Source organism: Paraglaciecola sp. 25GB23A, from assembly GCF_040012495.1.
Lineage (GTDB): Bacteria > Pseudomonadota > Gammaproteobacteria > Enterobacterales > Alteromonadaceae > Paraglaciecola.
The window spans coordinates 1-17,409 of the sequence record NZ_JBDYKM010000019.1 but is presented as its reverse complement, the minus strand read 5'-3'; the positions used below and the strand labels follow the sequence as shown (position 1 = coordinate 17,409).

14 protein-coding genes are annotated in these 17,409 nt (G+C 42.2%); 3 read left to right on the top strand and 11 right to left on the bottom strand.

The genetic code is table 11. The annotated features are described in order from the left end of the window. Nucleotides 1-33 precede the first annotated feature (33 nt). The 8 genes from ABKW31_RS18075 to ABKW31_RS18040 form a co-directional block, all read right to left on the bottom strand. Nucleotides 34-2,460 (bottom strand): ABC transporter permease, encoded by a 2,427-nt coding sequence (locus ABKW31_RS18075; protein ID WP_348617988.1) that lies wholly within the window; start codon nucleotides 2,458-2,460, stop codon nucleotides 34-36. Nucleotides 2,461-2,549: 89 nt separating this feature from the next. Next, a complete protein-coding gene (locus ABKW31_RS18070) occupies nucleotides 2,550-2,855 on the bottom strand; it encodes a hypothetical protein (RefSeq protein WP_348617987.1) in 306 nt (101 codons plus the stop codon). A gap of 11 nt (nucleotides 2,856-2,866) precedes the next feature. Further along, nucleotides 2,867-5,296 (bottom strand): ABC transporter permease, encoded by a 2,430-nt coding sequence (locus ABKW31_RS18065; RefSeq protein WP_348617986.1) that lies wholly within the window; start codon nucleotides 5,294-5,296, stop codon nucleotides 2,867-2,869. A gap of 10 nt (nucleotides 5,297-5,306) precedes the next feature. Continuing rightward, complete coding sequence (locus tag ABKW31_RS18060) at nucleotides 5,307-6,008, bottom strand: ABC transporter ATP-binding protein (protein ID WP_348617985.1); 702 nt, start codon at nucleotides 6,006-6,008, stop codon at nucleotides 5,307-5,309. A 22-nt stretch (nucleotides 6,009-6,030) separates the two neighbouring features. After that, nucleotides 6,031-7,284: an HlyD family efflux transporter periplasmic adaptor subunit gene (locus ABKW31_RS18055; RefSeq protein WP_348617984.1), complete on the bottom strand. Its 1,254-nt coding sequence runs from the start codon at nucleotides 7,282-7,284 to the stop codon at nucleotides 6,031-6,033. Nucleotides 7,285-7,512: 228 nt separating this feature from the next. Next, complete coding sequence (locus ABKW31_RS18050) at nucleotides 7,513-8,787, bottom strand: HAMP domain-containing sensor histidine kinase (protein WP_348617983.1); 1,275 nt, start codon at nucleotides 8,785-8,787, stop codon at nucleotides 7,513-7,515. After that, a complete protein-coding gene (locus ABKW31_RS18045; RefSeq protein ID WP_348617982.1) occupies nucleotides 8,768-10,147 on the bottom strand; it encodes a sigma-54 dependent transcriptional regulator in 1,380 nt (459 codons plus the stop codon). Before ABKW31_RS18045 ends, ABKW31_RS18050 begins: the two co-directional genes overlap by 20 nt. A 530-nt stretch (nucleotides 10,148-10,677) precedes the next feature. Then, nucleotides 10,678-11,079 carry a Dabb family protein gene (locus ABKW31_RS18040; RefSeq protein WP_348617981.1) on the bottom strand — a complete coding sequence of 134 codons (402 nt, stop codon included), beginning with the start codon at nucleotides 11,077-11,079 and terminating at the stop codon, nucleotides 10,678-10,680. A 211-nt stretch (nucleotides 11,080-11,290) separates the two neighbouring features. Between ABKW31_RS18040 and ABKW31_RS18035 the strand changes: the two genes are divergently transcribed. Together ABKW31_RS18035 and ABKW31_RS18030 are read left to right on the top strand one after the other, a co-directional pair. Further along, nucleotides 11,291-12,307, top strand: coding sequence for a hypothetical protein (locus ABKW31_RS18035; RefSeq protein WP_348617980.1), 1,017 nt, complete (start codon nucleotides 11,291-11,293; stop codon nucleotides 12,305-12,307). Nucleotides 12,308-12,322: 15 nt separating this feature from the next. Continuing rightward, entirely contained in the window at nucleotides 12,323-12,892 is a 570-nt protein-coding gene (locus tag ABKW31_RS18030; RefSeq protein ID WP_348617979.1) for a LemA family protein, read from the top strand. Nucleotides 12,893-13,100: 208 nt separating this feature from the next. Here ABKW31_RS18030 and ABKW31_RS18025 read toward each other — a convergent pair whose 3' ends face one another. Both ABKW31_RS18025 and ABKW31_RS18020 read right to left on the bottom strand, forming a co-directional pair. Then, on the bottom strand, nucleotides 13,101-14,201 hold the full coding sequence (locus tag ABKW31_RS18025; protein ID WP_348617978.1) for a hypothetical protein: 1,101 nt from the start codon (nucleotides 14,199-14,201) through the stop codon (nucleotides 13,101-13,103). A 71-nt stretch (nucleotides 14,202-14,272) separates the two neighbouring features. After that, a complete protein-coding gene (locus tag ABKW31_RS18020; RefSeq protein WP_348617977.1) occupies nucleotides 14,273-15,040 on the bottom strand; it encodes a glutathione S-transferase N-terminal domain-containing protein in 768 nt (255 codons plus the stop codon). A 247-nt stretch (nucleotides 15,041-15,287) separates the two neighbouring features. On the opposite strand from ABKW31_RS18020, the gene ABKW31_RS18015 reads away from it, so the two are divergent. Further along, entirely contained in the window at nucleotides 15,288-15,893 is a 606-nt protein-coding gene (locus tag ABKW31_RS18015) for a hypothetical protein (RefSeq protein ID WP_348617976.1), read from the top strand. 418 nt (nucleotides 15,894-16,311) lie between these two features. Here ABKW31_RS18015 and ABKW31_RS18010 read toward each other — a convergent pair. Beyond that, the coding region (locus ABKW31_RS18010; RefSeq protein WP_348617975.1) for a S41 family peptidase at nucleotides 16,312-17,409 on the bottom strand (1,098 nt) is incomplete at its 5' end.

The following is a 17,409-nucleotide window of genomic DNA, read 5'->3' as shown; positions in this document are numbered from 1 at the left end:
AAGGGCGGAATTTTCTGCCCTTTTTTAGACCAATTAGTCGCTACCACGCAATGAGTGGATTACTGGTTGGTTGATATACTGTCGCAGTGGCCAGTAGCACGCGAAAAGTGCCAAACATATTATTAACGAACTGCTCAGTACAAACATTGCACCCAATTCAACTGCAATATAGTCATTTAACTCATGCTTAAATCCGATATATAACTCCACAACAATCAGCACACTTGTCGCTATGCCGAGCACAATAACTTTGATGTTATCTTTGATCACCAGTTTGATTAATTGTTTACGTTTTGCGCCCAAAGCCAAACGCGTGCCTAGCTCAAAACGGCGCATTTGCGTGGCATAACTGAGTATGCCGTACAAACCGATGGCCGCCAGTACAAACGACACGAGTGCCAATACGCCACTGGTAATCGCAGTAGTATATTGACTAAACAGACGCTGATTACGACGTTCATTTAGAGTCGTTAAACTAAATAAACTGTAATTAGCACTCAAGCCTTGTAATGCGGCAACAATATTCTCGCGCGTCAGCGTTTGACCTGCTTTCAACTTCACCAAGAACATATTTCTAGTCACTGAAGAGGGAAAATAAAAACGTGCAGGTATATCGGTTTCGCCCGGCACTTTTATCCCCTTCACCACACCAACGATGGTGGCGCCATTGTCAAACTTTAGCCCGACAGCGTCGCCGTTGGGCGCTAACTGATGAGCAAAAACATCATTCACAATCATCACATTGTTATTATCTTGAAAATCGTTTTCTGAGAAATAATTGCCTTGCAGCAAGGGCTGTTTAATCAGTTGAAAATAGTTGTAATCCACATCTTTGGCTTTAAGCGAATAGCGCTCATCGCCTCCAGAACGCGTCAAAGCTAAGGTTGGAAACATCATTGGCGCCATCGACTGGCTCACGAGTTCAACTTGTGGCATTGAGCTTAAGTTATTCCGAAACTCAATGATATTCGCGCGCAATATAGCCTCTTCGGTGTCGGCACGATGCGGCACTGATAAGACGGCAAACGATATATCGTCAGTGCTAAATCCCGAGGGTTCGGCAATCGAAGTTAAAGCCTCTTTAAATAACACCAAATTAATAAATACTAAGGATGAGACCAAGGCTATTTGACAAAAAATCAAGCCCTGACGCATGCGCTTTGATACTTGAATACCCAGCCCTTTGCCACTGCTTTGCAATGATTGACTCAGTGCATGATAATTAATTAAGGCTTTACCCATGTAAGCAAATAATAAGGCCATGGCAATCATTAATGTGATGGCTGTGATCAACGTTATTGGATGAACCGCTAACTCGTCCACTCTAGGTAAATAACTATGCAAAAAACGTTTCATCAACATGAAACCCAGTGAAGCAACATAAACGGCAACAAAACTCGCTAAAGCCATGAGGACAAGGGCTTCGGCAAAGAGTGATTGGAATAGATGGCGCTTAGTGGCCCCTAAGGCCGCATAAATTGCCAAATTGCGATGACGAGTAGCGATACGAGAGATAAACAAGTTGGCAATGTTAACCCCTGCAATCAACACCAAACCAACAACACCGGCAATCAACAAGAAAATCGTGGTTTTACTATCAGCCAAAATCACCGACTGCAATGAGTGCAATTTCAATGCAATACTCCAACCTTTAAAAAACCGGTGTCCTGCTACTTCATTTTGCCAATTATCACTGACCAAAGCACTGAGTCCCTGCTCAATTTGCTTGGCACTTTTATCGGCAGGTAATTTACCTAAAAATAATAAAGCGCCATCATCATTGCCCCATTTGAGCCGTTGTTCAGCACTGACAGAATTAAAATCCCAGGGCAAAAATACTTGGGAGTTAAGGCCCACCTCAATCAACTGCGGCTCAGTGAAGTCTTGGCTTAATACCCCAATAATGCGATAACTACGCTCACCAAATTGCATGCTTTTTGACAATACATCTGCACTTTGCGCAAACTGCTGTTGCCATGTCGCAAAGCTAATGACCGCCACAGGCTGGTAAGTATTCAACGCTTCAGTTTGCTCAAACGCCCTTCCCAATGCCATTTTCGCGCCCAACAATTCAAACCAACTTGGCGTAACAAAAGCAATCGATAAAGTGGGTTGTGAGGCACTATTAACTAACACATCAGCATCGTAGTACATTAATGCACTGTCGCTAAAAACATCCTGTTTCTCAAACAAATGCATTAAGTTAGGGTAAGTAAACGCATGGCCATCAATCTGCTGATTATTATCTACCAACTGATGTTCTACAGTATAAAGGCTATCCTGTTGTGGGTAGGGTAAAGGCTCAATTAACAATAAATACGCTAAGGTAAGAACACTTAACAAGGCCCCAATAGACAAGCCCAAGGTCGTGACCACAGTTACTAAAAAACCAGGCTTGGCCATCAAACTAACCCAAGCCTGCTTGATGAAATATCGAGTCTGATTAATATCTACCCTCATTTACTCTCCTCCACCTAATAAAAAAACACCTAAGCCATAAGCTGATTGAAAGAAGATGAATGAACTCCTTAATGAAGGCAGATTCATATTCACCACAGTAAAGGCATACAGGGTGCGCAAACCGACTTTAAGGTGGCCTTTTGACTCGGCTGTAGTTTCTCCAACACCAGCATGGAGCTTTCAATAGGCATGTTGTTTTCCATTAATTTCACTCCGACAGCGTATAAACTTTCTTGTTGTGAAGGAGGCAAAGACTTGACCAACAAATTATCCAAGGCTATTACACTTAAGATTGTCCCTAATGTCAGCCCCAAGCTCACGACTGCACTCGCCACCAAGGCTGCCCCATATAGAGCCATGCCTGTTTTTTTGATTGGGTGACAAATTGGGTTCATGGCAAATTAACCTAATCACTGCCACGCAATGAATGAATGGCTGGTTGATTAATAAACTGTCGTAGAGGCCAATAACAAGCAAATAGCGACAGTAAACTGATAATCGCCACCGTAAAGATAAATACCGCCAGTAAATCTAGTCCAAGATAGACTGCGATTACGTCTTGGTAGCCAATATAAATGACTAACATCACAACCACGCTAAACGCGACACCCAAGGCTATAACCCAGGCATTATCCTTCACTATCAAGCCGATCAGTTGTTTACGTTTAGCGCCAATTGCCATGCGTGTGCCCAATTCAAAGCGACGCATTTGGGTGCCGTAACTGAGTATTCCGTACAGACCAATACTGGCTAAAAATAGTGTAATTAAGGCTAATACAGCAGTGGTAATCGCAGTGGCATATTGGGTAAACAAGCGTTTTTGTTTAATCTCCTGCAGTACTTCTAAACTAAACAAGGCATACAGACTACTGACTGAATTGATAGCTGACACCACTTCTTCGCGAGTAATAGTTTGACCCGACTTTAATCTCAGGGTCATTTGTGTGGTACTTAGGCCTGCAGGGGTATAAACCCGCATTGGAATGGTTGATTGTTCTGGCATAGTTACACCTTTGACCACACCGACAATCGTAAACGGTTCGCGATCTCCCCCAGGAGAAATCTGTAATCCAATAGCACTGCCAGTCGGGCTTAATCGTTTGGCAAATACATCATTAACAATCATTACCCTATTGCGATCTTTAACGTCAGCGACACTAAAATAATCGCCTTCAAGTAAGGCCTGGCCCATCATAGAAAAATAATTGTCACTGACACCTGTGCTTTCAGGCGTGTAATTTTCATTAGTTGCAATCGCTGTTAAGGCCCATAGGCCAAACCCACTTAGCACTGAGCCAGATTGAGAAATTTCCTCTACCTGTGGTAACTCAAGCAGTTTCTTTTTAAGTTCGGTCATAACGGGCGCGACTTCTTCTGCTGGGGGAAATGTGGAGGCAGATACAGACAAACTTATTTGCGTCATATTTTCAACACTGAAGCCTGTAGGTTTGGTGATGGTGTCTACAGCCTCTCTGAATAAACCGATATTGGCAAAAACTAACAACGTCGCAATCGCCACTTGACTAATAATGAGTGCCTGTCTAAATCGTTTAGAAACCTGCACGCCAGTGCCTTTACCGCTGGACTGCAAAATAGAATTTAGCGCCCGATAATTGATCATCTTGCTGCTCAAGAAGGCGAATAATACAGAAAATACTAGAGCAAAAAATAAAGCTGCAATAAAGGTAACAAGATTAAGACTGAGTTCATTAACCCGCGGCAGGACTGCCGCTAGTTGGCTTTGCATTACATAGAAACCGCAAGCCGCTATAGCTAACGCTAACACGATAGACATAAACATTAACAAACCAGACTCAGCTAGCAGCGCTTTGAAAAGGTGAGACTTTTTAGCGCCCAAGGCTGCATATATAGCCAATTGTCGCTGTTGCTCGGCTGTGCGTGACATAAATAAATTGGCGATATTTGCAAAGGCAATTAATACCAAACCCAAAACACCCGCTAATAATAGATAGACCGTGTTTTGACTTTCCCCCAAGATAACACTCTGCAATGATTGCATCTTCATATTGATTGACCAGCCAGCAAAAAATGGTATGGCTGACACATTTTCGACCCATATATCATGTACTAATGGCGTAATAATTTGCTCTACTTGGATTGCCGAGAGAGTGGGTTTTATTTTTCCAACAAAGGTTAGAGAGCCACTAATATTACCCCAGCGTTCTTTCATGCGAACATCCAAGTTATAATCCCATGGAAACCAAATATGTGTGGTCATGCCCGTGGCTTTAATTTGTGGCTCTACAAATTTTTTGGCCAATACCCCTATCACCCGATAACTCACACCACTAAATGATACCTTGGTATCCAGAATATCTGGACGACCTGCAAATTCCTGTTGCCAGGTTTGATAGGTTAATATTGCCACGGGATTAAAGGTATCTAAGGCCTCTGTTGCTTCAAACATTCTGCCCAATTGCATGGAAGCACCGAGCATTTCAAACCAATCAGGAGTGGCATAACCGGTATTTAACGTGGGTTGATTAGGCAAAGAGGTTAATACATCTTGTCCATAATTAATGATTGCCGCCTGCTCAAATACCTCCTGACTTTTATATAGATTAAGGAGGCCTGGATAAGTAAAAGCCTCGGCGTTGGTTTCTCCGGTTTTATCACCGATGGCATGAGCCACATTATAGAGTCTGTCTTGTTCAGGGTAAGGCAGGGGTTGCAAAATCAGTAGATATGCAAGGGTTAAAATACACAACAATGCCCCTAAAGTTGTACCCATTGTCGTTACGACAGTAGCGACAAATGCGGGCTTTTTCTTAAGACTTACCCAAGCCTGCTTTTGTTGAAAAATAAACTGGTTCATCGGCTTTGACCTATGCAGTTGCTAAACGGGGTGTCGTTAAAATCGCACCATCAAGTAATCTAAGTTGGGTTTTTGCCATATCGGCATAACGCGGGTCGTGAGTCACCATACAAATCGTGGTGCCATTGTCGTTGAGCTTTTCCAACACATCCATAACCTGATCGCCACTTTTTGAATCAAGGTTACCGGTCGGCTCATCCACTAGTAAAATTGCGGGTTTGGCCACTAGAGCACGTGCGATAGCGATACGTTGTTGTTGACCACCTGAAAGCTGATTAGGTTTGTGGCTGCTACGGTGGCTCATACCCACTAGTTCTAAACATTCAGCGACACGAGTTGCAATCTCTTTATCACTGGGTACTTTGGCTTTATAGCGCAAAGGTAAGGCCACGTTATCAAACACAGATAACTCATCGATCAAGTTAAATGACTGGAAAATAAAACCAATTTTACTGTTTCTAATTTCTGCAGCTTGGTCGAGCGACAAGTCTGTGACATTGACCCCTTCAATTTCATATTCGCCACCGCTGGGCATATCGAGTAAACCTAAAATAGACAATAGCGTAGACTTGCCACAACCCGATGGACCAGAGATAGACACATAGTCTCCAGCCTTAATAGTAATATTGATATTTTGTAATGCATGGGTCTCTAATTCATCCGTTTCAAACACTTTAGAGATGTTGTTCATTTTAATTTTAATGTCGCTCATAAGGTATTCCTTTGATTTATTCTTAGTTAATTGAAAGGGATTGACTGGTCGATTGGAGATTCGACAAATCTGAAATAATGAATTTTTCGCCAGCAACGGCGCCTGAAATAATTTGCATATATTGCCCTGCTTGCACGCCAAAACGCAGTTCTTGCAAACTGGCATTTTGTTCAGTGTCCATGCGATATAGGGCAACAGCACTATCAGCTTTGGCGCCCGCAGGGCGTTTGATGTAAGTCACATTTTTTAGGGTATCTGCGATGATGACGCCATCAACACTTAATTGTGGTCTAGCGCTGGCTGGCAATGAGGCGGGCAGAGCAATTTCGATTTCAACCGTGTTGTTATCTACAATCGGCTCAATTCGACTGACGCGGCCTTCAATTTTGTCTCGGCGAGTATCGATAATCGCAGACTTGCCAATACTGACTAACTGAGCTTGGCTTTGTGGTACACGAATTAAGGCAATTAAATCAGTCACACTGCCAATTAGCGCTACTTCTTGACCAGGTGAAAGACTTTGTCCCAGCTCTACTGATAAACGTTGTAATACACCATCAAACCCCGCTCGTATGGTCAGTTTTTCCAGTCGTGATTGGGCAATATTGAGTCGACCTTGTTGTTGTTTGACTCGCTCAAGTTCGATATTGACGGATTCTTCATGCACCAAGGTAAGTTGTTCGTTACGTTGCTTAAGAATAGCGATACGCTGTCTATATTGCTTTTCATCTAACACAGTTTGTTGAAAAGTGAGCTGAGAAACAATACCCATTGCAACCAGTTTTTCTTCAGCAATACGTTTAAGCTCCGCAGTTTCAAAACGCGCTGTGATTTCAGCCAAACTGGCCGATTCGGTGAGTGTTTCCCGTTGGTTATTGAGCTTTAATTGACGTAAATTTGCCTGTGCCTGAATCAGCTCTTGTTCGGCATTTTCAACTTGTTGATCTAATTCTGGGTTTTCTAAGCGCACAATAACGCTATTCGCTTTTACCTGTGCACCGGGTTTTAATACGATTTCTTTAACTGTGGCAGATGAGAGAGTAGTAATGAGCTGCTGTTTATTAGAAATTAAACTGCCATAACCTTCAATAACGACCTCTAACTCCCCCTGTTGCACGCTCTCAATTAATAAGCTTGAGCGCTCTACAGATAGCGCACCCCCACTTTTTAGCGCCCACAATATCAACAGCAAAATCAATACACCTAAACCTATGGCCAATACTTTTGGTGAACGCCAAGCCAAAGCTGAATTCTTTTTTGTTTTTACCACATCCATTAACGACTCCGATTTAAAATATTTTGCCTTGCAAACAACGCTCGTTCTTCCTGTATTAACAAGAGTCGTGCCAAACATTAAAATTGTTTGTTTACAGTTACTTAGTTTGATTCAAAGAATTAAAATTAGAGAGCGAGTCCGATATCGGACTAAAGCAGTCCGGAAATGCAACGAGTGAAACATAATCAAAGCATCACTAACTTGGCTGTTAGAACATGGTTAGGCTAGTTAATTATGGTTTAGCGGTAAAAGCAGGGTGGCAGTCATGCCAGGTTGGTTAATATTATTTGTTAGCTCAATACTGCCACCGTGTTGCTCAATAATATTACGACAAAAAGTCAAACCAATGCCCTGTCCTTGTTGTTTAGTGGTAAACAAAGGCACAAATAAATTATCGGTATTTGCAAAACCATGGCCATCATCGACCAAGGAGATAAGTGACTTTTGTTTAAGCTTACTAACGCGAATTTTTACAGTTTGCGCTTCTGCTTCGAAAGCGTTTTTAATTAAATTAATTAAAACTTGTTCAATAAAAGTAGCATCTGCCCAAATTGTTGGGCTTTCAACACTGCACTCCAAGTTATAGCCATTAAATAAGGCCTTTAAGCGTTGAGAAAACAAGTGACAATCAACATTTTGTAACTGTAAATTGAGTTGCTGAGAGAGCGACGAGTAACGATTTACAAAATCTTGTAAATGATGACAACGTTCAGATATCAGCGACAAAGCTTGTTTTTCACGGGACGATTCAAATTTACTAGCCAGGCTTTCAGCCAAGGATGAAACTGGCGTCAAGGAATTGCGTATTTCATGGCTCATCACCCGAATTATTTGTTGCCAAGCATTTAACTGACTCGCTCTGATAGCGGAGTCTATATTAGTAAATACCAGCAATTGATGGCGCTCTCCACTGTCGATAAATTCACTTTGACTGACATGCCACTGGCCTTCTTTGTCGGGTAATTTCCACCCACCATCAACATATTTTAAGCCCAATAATGTCGGAGAAGCTAAGCGAAACATTTGCCACGGTTGTTCGTATAACACCGAAAAAGCTGAATTTGCATAGGTCAACTTTTGTTTTTGGTTAAAAACCATCATAGGAGTATCGAGCTGATCGATGAGTTGATAAAGCAGCAAAGCATGTTGATCATATTGTGATTTATGCGACTGCATTTTGGCACTGAGTAGCGTTAATTCATTATGAAATTCGGCGGTTACACCTTGACTGAATTCAGACTTAGCGTATTGATTATAATCTTCGACTTTAACCGCTTCGATATGTAATAAGGCCCGTTCAAACGAGGTAAGAATGCGGGCTTTAAAGCGAAATATACCTATTAATAACGCCAGGCCAATAATGACCATGGTTAATCCAATATTCCAAGCCTGCCAGTTGTTTTGCATAAGTAGTGTGAATAACGCCAGCATTAACAAAGCACTAAACAGGGCAAGTACCTGAACGATGTAAGCGCCTAATGAGCTACTTTTGAAGGTCGGCATATTTTTCTAAGCGTCGATAAAGCGACGACTTGGTTATGCCCAATAATCCGGCGGCCTTGGGAATATGTTGATCAACTTTATTTAAAGCTTGCGTAATTAAGCGGCGTTCGGCTTCTTCTAAGGTGAGCATGGGTAGTTGCTCGTCATCGCTGGGTTTAGTTTTGAGCCCATTGATATTCAGATCACAGGCAGAAAGTTCAGTACTTCTGCACAGCAATACCGCCCTTTCCATTACATGGCTCAACTCACGGATATTGCCCGGCCAGTGATAGTCTTGCAAATCGGCAGCGGCATCTGCCCTTAGGCTAATAGGTGTTTTACGGTATTTTTTACAATATATATCAATAAAGTGTTCAGCCAAGGCTACGATATCGGCTTGACGTTCTTTGAGAGAAGGTACTCTCAATTCAATAGTATTAACCCGATAATAAAGATCTTCACGAAATAACTCTTTAGCAATCAATTCTTTAAAATTACCGTTACTCGCACAAATTAAACGAATTTGGGTGAATTGGGTTTTACTTGAGCCCAAGACTTCGTATTCACCACTTTCTAGTACACGCAACAACTTGGCTTGTTGTGATAAGGGGATATTAGCAATTTCATCTAAAAATAGACTACCGTTTTTGGCCAATTCAAAACGCCCTACTCGATTAGACTTTGCATCTGTAAACGCACCTTTGGTATGGCCAAACATTTCACTTTCGAACAAAGTCTCTGATATAGCCCCCATGTTGACCGCAATAAGAGGCCCCTGAGCATAGTTTGATTGAGCATGAATATAAGTGGCTAATTGACTTTTCCCGGTACCATTATCACCGGTTAACAGCAGCGTAACGTCGGTATTGGCCACACTATCAATTTGTGACATCAATTCATGCATACACGCAGATCGCCACTGATAAGCCTCTTGTGGTGCTTGAACATTATCTAAACGTTGCTGTAACTTTTGATTTTGTTTTTTTAAGCCGGTCACGGTAAGTTGCTGTGCGATAACCTGTAATAGTCGCTGATTTTTCCAGGGTTTCTCAATAAAATCACCGGCGCCAAGTTGCATTGCCTTAACCGCAAGTTCCACATTAGACCACGCTGTCATTGCTATAGCTGGAATACCCAAGTCAGCTTTCGCCAACCAAGCTAAAAATCCCAAACCCTCTTCGCCAGACGTGGTATCCCTTGAATAGTTCATATCCAAAAGAATGACATCAACCTGATTTTGTTTGATCAACTCTTTGGCCATGGTAGGGCTTTCAGCCTCTAAGATTTGATATTGATTATCTTCTAAGACAAAACGGGCACTCATGCGCACATCAGCACGGTCGTCTACCACCAGCACGGTTTGCTTGTTATGAGTTTGCATAGTTGTGCATATCCCGTATAAACATGTTGTCTTGCTTAGTCTGGACCGAATCATACAGATAACATGGTTATTTGATAATGCAAATAATGAACAATTAGACTAAGTAAGCTCAATTTGAGTTAAGTGTCGAGTAATAGACGCTAATGTGTTGCGCCACGTTAAAGCAATGGCTAACTTTTTAGCACACCACATTCAAAGCTATTTTTTTGCTTCAAGCATATTCAAATAACAGGCAAAAAAGGATAGTGAACGTTGCAACGTGAAGTGATGAGTCAACCGGCGAAAACCAAAACATAGCGCCAAAAGACATTGAACAGGTGATGTTTATCAGTAAAAGTTATCCGGCCCACACTGCTTGGGGAAGCTTTGTCAGCAAGTTGTTACTTTGGTTTGGTGCCTTAGCACTGACATGGGCCGTGATATTTTTTGTATAACAATCTCACTTCACAAATAATTTACTTGAATACCAGTCACACATAGTGGCTGGCATTTATAGTAATTGCAGACTTATATGCGGCAAATAGACGGACTCATACAGTAATAGAATCTTTCACCGCGACTTTTGCCCATAAGTGTGAGCAGTTTTTAACAAAGGCTTGGTGTATTGGATGGGCTTGGTACTCACTTTGTCCGGCTAAATCATCAAAAAACATTAATTCTGATACCTGAAAACTGTTATCAACCACATCACGACTTTCTGTTGATGCAGGTAAACCGATATGCAGGGTTTTGACCGTAGGTACCTGTCTTAATGTTTGTAAACCTGCGATTAATTGCTCACGATCAACCACAGAGTCTGGATTTTTTAACCAAAAATAAGCCGTATGTATGACTTGTGTTTTTGTTGTCATGATTTCTTGTCCTGTTGCGGATGCTGCCAAACAAACGGCACCACTGGCGGCGATAAACTGTCTTCTTGTTAAGTTACCCATTATGATCTCTACTTGGCTTTTTTACGATGCATGCAGTCTAGCAAAGACACATCTGCTTGCTAAGTATTAAAGTTAATTTGCTCTTTACTCAAATACGCATCTTAATCGCCAAGCACAACGAGTAAACAATAAAGACAAACTTGGCGGATTAGGCGGGTGGTGATACAGTTTCAGTTAAACAACACAGGGTAATCAGGACATAAAAAGCGCTATGGATAAGCCCTCATCTTCTGCTAATCAACAACTTGCGTTATTTCTCGATTCGCTCAGCATACAAATTGCTGGGGCGCACAAACGTGAAGATTTACGCGCCATACTGCGTAAGGTAAGTGCCTTTGGTCGACCGCTACGCTATGACAACCGGGCCTATTGGATAAGTTTGTCAGCCGCATTATTAACTGCTGCATTAGCACTACTAAGCCTGTATTTTTATCCGAATAATGTTGCTGCGCCTTGGTTTGCGGCGGCAGCTGTGTTGACCAGCTTAGTGTTCGCAAGCCTAATCTATGTTCGACGTAATAAGATCAATGGGTTGTCAGATGCGCTTTATCAGCGTGATGTATATTTAGATAATGCGTGGCAAAGCGAGCCCTATCACGGCAAAAGTTTGGCCGCACAATTAGGTCAGCAATTCAGCGAGTTTAGACGGGGTAACCACTTACGTGAAATTTCGTGGTTGGTGAAGGGTGAATATCAAGGTTCCGAACATCACTTTGAGTATCACGCTTATAATTTTCACTACGTTGACCGCCGGCAAGTGACCACGACTGATTCAAAAGGAAGGGTCCGAACCCGCACCGTCTATGATCATCATTATCGTTTCGGACTTTATCTACCTTTCGAGTTTGTGCGCGATATTGCCATTTCCAGCAGTTGGTTTGGTGGTTTCTTTAGTGGTAGTTACAAACCCGCTTCAGTAGAGTTTAATCGTAAGTTTAAAGTCAAAGCCCAAAACGAGTTAGCTGCAGCCAAATTTTTAAAACCTGCTGTTGTAGTAGAAATTGAAGATCTGGGGAAAGAATTATCGGAGTTGAATCTGGAATTTTCTTCTTCCGGACAATTGTGTATCTCTTATGCACAGAATATTTGTAGCTGGCAACGCCAATATGGCTTAGATAATCCAGAACAATTTTTACGGGAAATTGAAGGCGACCAAACGCTCACTCGACTTCACAATACACTAAAACGCATTCATACTCTGATGCGCTTTAGTGACAATAACTTTTAAGCAAAAGGATAAAGAATGGACAGTAGCATGGTGTTTCTGATTGTGTTTGGTGTGGTTATTTTAGCCGTCGTATTAATTTATAACGGCATTATAAGCCGCGCTAACGCGGCGCAACGTGCTTGGGCCAATGTTATTACCCAAGAAAGACAAAAAAACAAAATCATTCCACACTTACAAACGGTAACCGAGCAATATCAGCAGTTTGAGTCTGGTGTCCAAGAAAAAATAACCGCTTTGCGCAGTGCACTTGGTGGCTTGAGTAGTGACAAGATGGACACCAACCAACTAGCCGAAGTAGAGACGGCCACCCGTAATCTCGTCCAAGGTATGCACATTGCAGTTGAAAGTTATCCCGAACTCAAAGCCAACGAGATGTTTGGCAAATTAATGCGTGAAATTGCTGAACAACAAGAAAATATCGGCGCAGCTATTCGCATTTTTAATCAAAACGTTGAAGCATTTAATAACGGCATTGAAATATTCCCTAACTCAATAGTAAACAGTTTGCTCAACAAAAAGAGCAAATTGAATACTTTTAACGACACCGAAGCTGAAGCAGGTTTTGACTATAAACCTAATTTTTAGAGAGTATTTATGGCGCCTTAGAGTACTTTAGTAGCCAGTGTGAAGGTCGCAAATTTTTGATTAGGCCCTTAAACACAATGCCTACCGTTGGCGCTGATATAGTGAGTACCCCTTTGCCAGCTCGTCTAACCAGGCGAGCCAGCTAATTTCTGCTCTTTGCGCCTATACAAGCACTTCGAATTGCTTTGCTCTGATTAACAATCATAGATCATTTAAAATTTGCAGAATCCTTTAAGCACGCGATGATGTGTTCTTGTCCACCGAATAATGCCGCTGCATTTGTTCCTTCAGAATAGACATTGCCTTGAGGTAGACCGTCGCTGCCGACACTGAAGGAATGTTGCTCGACGCTTTTATTAGCAGAATCGGCAAACATAATGTACCAAACCTCCTTATCTATATTGCCCTTTGCCCTAATATCACCGTCGCCCTTATCCTGATAAGGATGGAATATGGATGCTTGCTCAGGATGGCGTTGTCCATTGGCAGTCTTCTGATATGCGGGGGCTGGCCGCAGCTCCTCAAACGCCAGCATTTGATGCAATGCTATAGAGCCTTCTCCGAATTTCCCCTTAGGCCCCTTATCCGCAACAATCGCAAAGCTGCCTCGCGGCCCGGTTAGTGCCTCTTGTTTGATCCCCAGTTCGCCTGGTGAGTATATGTAGGCATAGTCACCTAGTGAAATCTGTTTGTGCTGCCATTGCCCCGGAATAACAATGAAGGGGATCTCCTCGGAATCGATATAGCGTTTGCTCACATCCCCAGTGCGATTAGCTAACGAAGTCGTGGAAACAAAATACTGCAATGCACCTGCGGGAGAAGGGACAGAAATAAGTGGAGCTACAGCGCTCGCATGACCACCACCAACCACCTTTCCCGAGCACCCGCCTATTCCGGATTTACCTCCTTCTACATGAAATCCGAATATACACAATTCGGGGCCCTTATCCGAAAAGTGGAACTCATTATTGCTCACTTTGCCAAGTTCAATGGCACTCGTGGTTAAAGAGCCGCAGGGTTTACGCGTAATCCACTCAGACCCTTCGCGCGCAGTTAGTCCGTCACACAGGTAGGAAATTCCATGGTTCTGTAATTCATATGCTCTGCGCGCACCATCCGCATTAACACGCATATCCTGCCGGACAATGACTGCACTGCCTTCATTGGTTGTGTAGGTATAAGTCGGGTATGGCTTACCCTCATGTATTCCATCTTTTGCGCGTTCGATATTGCCGCAGGATAAAGGTGATCCAATCGATGAATTTGCATACATCAAAAAAATCGAGACAAGAAGGGCTTGGTGCGACATATATATAAACTCCTGTTGCTATACAGATTTAGGTAACCACAATAAACTGAGCATAAAGGTGTTGTTGAGTCTTATCCGTAAGTTGCTTGTAAGTATTCGATAATTTTTGCTGACTCAAACAAAGCCACACCGTGATTTGGATCGATTAGGTAAGGTATAGCCATCCGCCCCGCTTTCTCCTGCAATTCCTTACGATTTTTCAGCTTACTTTCAGGCACAATATTGAACAACTCTCTGACAGGGGGTAGCAACCACTCACCCAACTCAGTTCTGCCGCAACTGCGCAGCACATAGGGGATTTCTAGCTCACACAGGTATTCGCGTACAGGTCGAGCATAGGGACTGGACTCGAAACTATATAATTCGAGTAACTTTTCCGGGGGCTGCGAAGCTACTTTTTTGAGCCCCAGCCCCGGACGCGCAACACTTGCCAGCATAGATCCTACTTTGTGAAAGGCCCCGAACTGCCATTTCAAAGGCAGGCTTTTTTGCCCGTAAGTAGCAAACAAGTACGTGACAATATCCAGCGACTCATACATGGCGATACCAGTATTGGTATCGACCAAATACGGGAACTGCTCTTTGCCGCCAAGCTCAATCACTTCTGAACGGTAACGTTCACCGCCCTTTGGGCAGGGATAGATTTCGGCATCCAGATCAAGTTCGGTAAGTGCTTCTCTAACTAAACGACAGTAAGGGCACCCCTCTATATCATAGAGTTTAAGAGACAATTCCGGCTTAACAACTGCCGCATGACTACTGATACCTATACCTGAACGCACCACTGTTGCGAACAAGGAGGAAGCAATATTAAAAGGACCTAAATTTAGTTTTTTCAAAGTAGTTATTCCGATTAGTAAGGGATGGGTCAGCCAACCCAACTTTGATTTACAGTATAACAGTTAGATATTTTCTATTTCTAACTGTTGGCTGGTTGTCAGTTAACATCACTTTAGTGCTAACCAACTAAATCAAGGCGGCCTTAGCAAAAATATATGCTATGTCACAGCGTCTTTCTACTGTATTTTAGATTGCTTTGAAATCCTAACTTTTGTGGCTTTTTTAATATGAATACAAGGAGAGAAAATGTTTTTTAATTGGTTTTCTCAACGTGACGAAACTAAATTTCTAGTTGAAATTAATTTACAAACACCACGGCAATTATTTAATACTCTCGATCCATCGCCTTTTCATGAAAAAGACTTAGACAGTGCGGCTGAGCGTTACATTATTGATTCAGCAGACGAGCTTGCTCTTCATAAACCGCTACATTTACTTATACACCTACCTGAAAATACTATTACTCATGAAACGGCCAAGCATTTCCAGGATTCGATTCAACGCTATTTTACTTTTAGAGCGTCAGAAGCAAACCTTCATTTGCGGCGGCGTTTTCGTGACGGACGAATTGCCTTATTGGTCGGTTTTTCGTTTTTACTGAGTTGCCTGATGATAAGAGAACTGTTGCTGACTTATGGCGAAGGCTTTTTTTATGACTTTTTAGCGGAAGGTTTTTTGATAACTGGATGGGTCGCCCTCTGGCACCCGTTAGATATCTTTTTATATCAATGGTGGCCTTTACTCAGGCGGCACCGCCTTTTAGATAAAATAAGCCAATTAAGTGTAGAAGTAACTCCGTCTTCATCACAAACGTTTTACTCTGAAAACCCTAGTAGCTCAAACTTGAGCTAACAATTGAAGCCTAAAGATTTTGATCTCATCAGATAGTCAGTATCATGCCCATGCCCGTCATGGGGTTAATCTTTTAGATCGAAGTAGATAAAAGAACAAATTGAACCACTGAGGACACAGAGTTCACAGAGGAAAATCAGTTAAAAAATACAGTTATTATTAGAGTAAAGAGCTAGAGCTGACTTGCTCTAAGTGCCAAAGCCCGTCATGGGGTTAATCTTTTAGATCGAAGTAGATAAAAGAACAAATTGAACCACTGAGGACACAGAGTTCACAGAGGAAAATCAGTTAAAAAATGCAGTTATTATTAGAGTAAGGAGCTAGAGCTGACTTTCTCTAATGTGCCATTTACTGCCGTTCACCAACATTCATCTGAACTAGAGCTTTTAGCAGAAAGCGGATCTTCAGGGTTTGTAGTCTATTTGAGAATTTTATTCAGTGAGGGGTCTATATGCTGCAAGTAATCGCTGAAACTCAAAGGTGCATAAACATCCGGTTCTTGCCATTTTCTGTCGTCATTTGCGTTGGTGGTTTGCCACAACTTGGTTGAGAGAAATATTTTTAAGCCACTATTGGGTAAGTCGAAGCTGTTTCTAGCATTAGCAAAAAAATGAACATTAATACCTGTAGGCTCACCTAAAAACACTGCGTAGGTATATTGCTCTAATGCGGTGGCCATAAGTTGGGCTGCCGAAAACGTGCGACCACCGAGTATTACATAGAGATTCTTTTGCTGATTGGCATGACTGGCAGCGATAGCTTTAACTAAGTCATTCACTAAACCAGTTTCGCCCCCAGGGTTATGGCGAATGTCTATTACTAATTTACTGCCGCTTTTTTCGTTTGATAGGGCAATTGCTGCTGCCACTTGTTGCTCAATGTTATCGAGTTCCGGTTTTGTGAAACCGTTGAGTTTAAGGTAAACCAAGTCATTAGCAGGCTGAAAGGTGTACCAAACCATTTTATCTAAATGTTGCAGATATAACGGCTGTTCAGCAGACAATGAATGCCAATTATCGTCAACTACTATACCCCTTTGCTCTTGAGGCCAGTTATCTATGCTATCTAAGTTGACCGTCTGCTTTATCTGATCTATCTGTAACGTGTAGTTAGCTGATTGCGATGAGCTTGATAATGCAAAAGCATGTAAAATTTCTGGAGCAGATAGGGCATAAACTCCCCACTGTTTAACGTTCATTTCATTTTCAATCGGAAACATGGCGCTGATAATATTTATGGCTTTCATGCTATCAGTATCATTCACTGCTATCAGTTTGGCTCCCATATATTGTGTAAAATCATTATGGGTAGCAACAACGTAAATGCCGTCTTCAAATGCTGCAAAGCGCAGTGGGATCGGTTTAACCTGCATGCCATTACCAAATTCGCTTTCAAATAAAGGATGATAAAAGCGGATAAATGAATGACCATCCTTAGCCAAAGCTAGCAAACTAGCCAACCGCACTTTTATCTGATGGTCTTGAAGTTCAGGGATCGCTTGTTTCAAAGCCATTGC

Coding starts and splice junctions, on each gene's coding strand:
- ABKW31_RS18040 (WP_348617981.1), bottom strand. CDS start 11,079: ATGGGTAACTTAACAAGAAGACAGTTTATCGCCGCCAGTGGTGCCGTT.
- ABKW31_RS18015 (WP_348617976.1), top strand. CDS start 15,288: ATGTTTTTTAATTGGTTTTCTCAACGTGACGAAACTAAATTTCTAGTT.
- ABKW31_RS18070 (WP_348617987.1), bottom strand. CDS start 2,855: ATGAACCCAATTTGTCACCCAATCAAAAAAACAGGCATGGCTCTATAT.
- ABKW31_RS18025 (WP_348617978.1), bottom strand. CDS start 14,201: ATGTCGCACCAAGCCCTTCTTGTCTCGATTTTTTTGATGTATGCAAAT.
- ABKW31_RS18050 (WP_348617983.1), bottom strand. CDS start 8,787: ATGCCGACCTTCAAAAGTAGCTCATTAGGCGCTTACATCGTTCAGGTA.
- ABKW31_RS18075 (WP_348617988.1), bottom strand. CDS start 2,460: ATGAGGGTAGATATTAATCAGACTCGATATTTCATCAAGCAGGCTTGG.
- ABKW31_RS18060 (WP_348617985.1), bottom strand. CDS start 6,008: ATGAGCGACATTAAAATTAAAATGAACAACATCTCTAAAGTGTTTGAA.
- ABKW31_RS18035 (WP_348617980.1), top strand. CDS start 11,291: ATGGATAAGCCCTCATCTTCTGCTAATCAACAACTTGCGTTATTTCTC.
- ABKW31_RS18055 (WP_348617984.1), bottom strand. CDS start 7,284: ATGGATGTGGTAAAAACAAAAAAGAATTCAGCTTTGGCTTGGCGTTCA.
- ABKW31_RS18045 (WP_348617982.1), bottom strand. CDS start 10,147: ATGCAAACTCATAACAAGCAAACCGTGCTGGTGGTAGACGACCGTGCT.
- ABKW31_RS18065 (WP_348617986.1), bottom strand. CDS start 5,296: ATGAACCAGTTTATTTTTCAACAAAAGCAGGCTTGGGTAAGTCTTAAG.
- ABKW31_RS18030 (WP_348617979.1), top strand. CDS start 12,323: ATGGACAGTAGCATGGTGTTTCTGATTGTGTTTGGTGTGGTTATTTTA.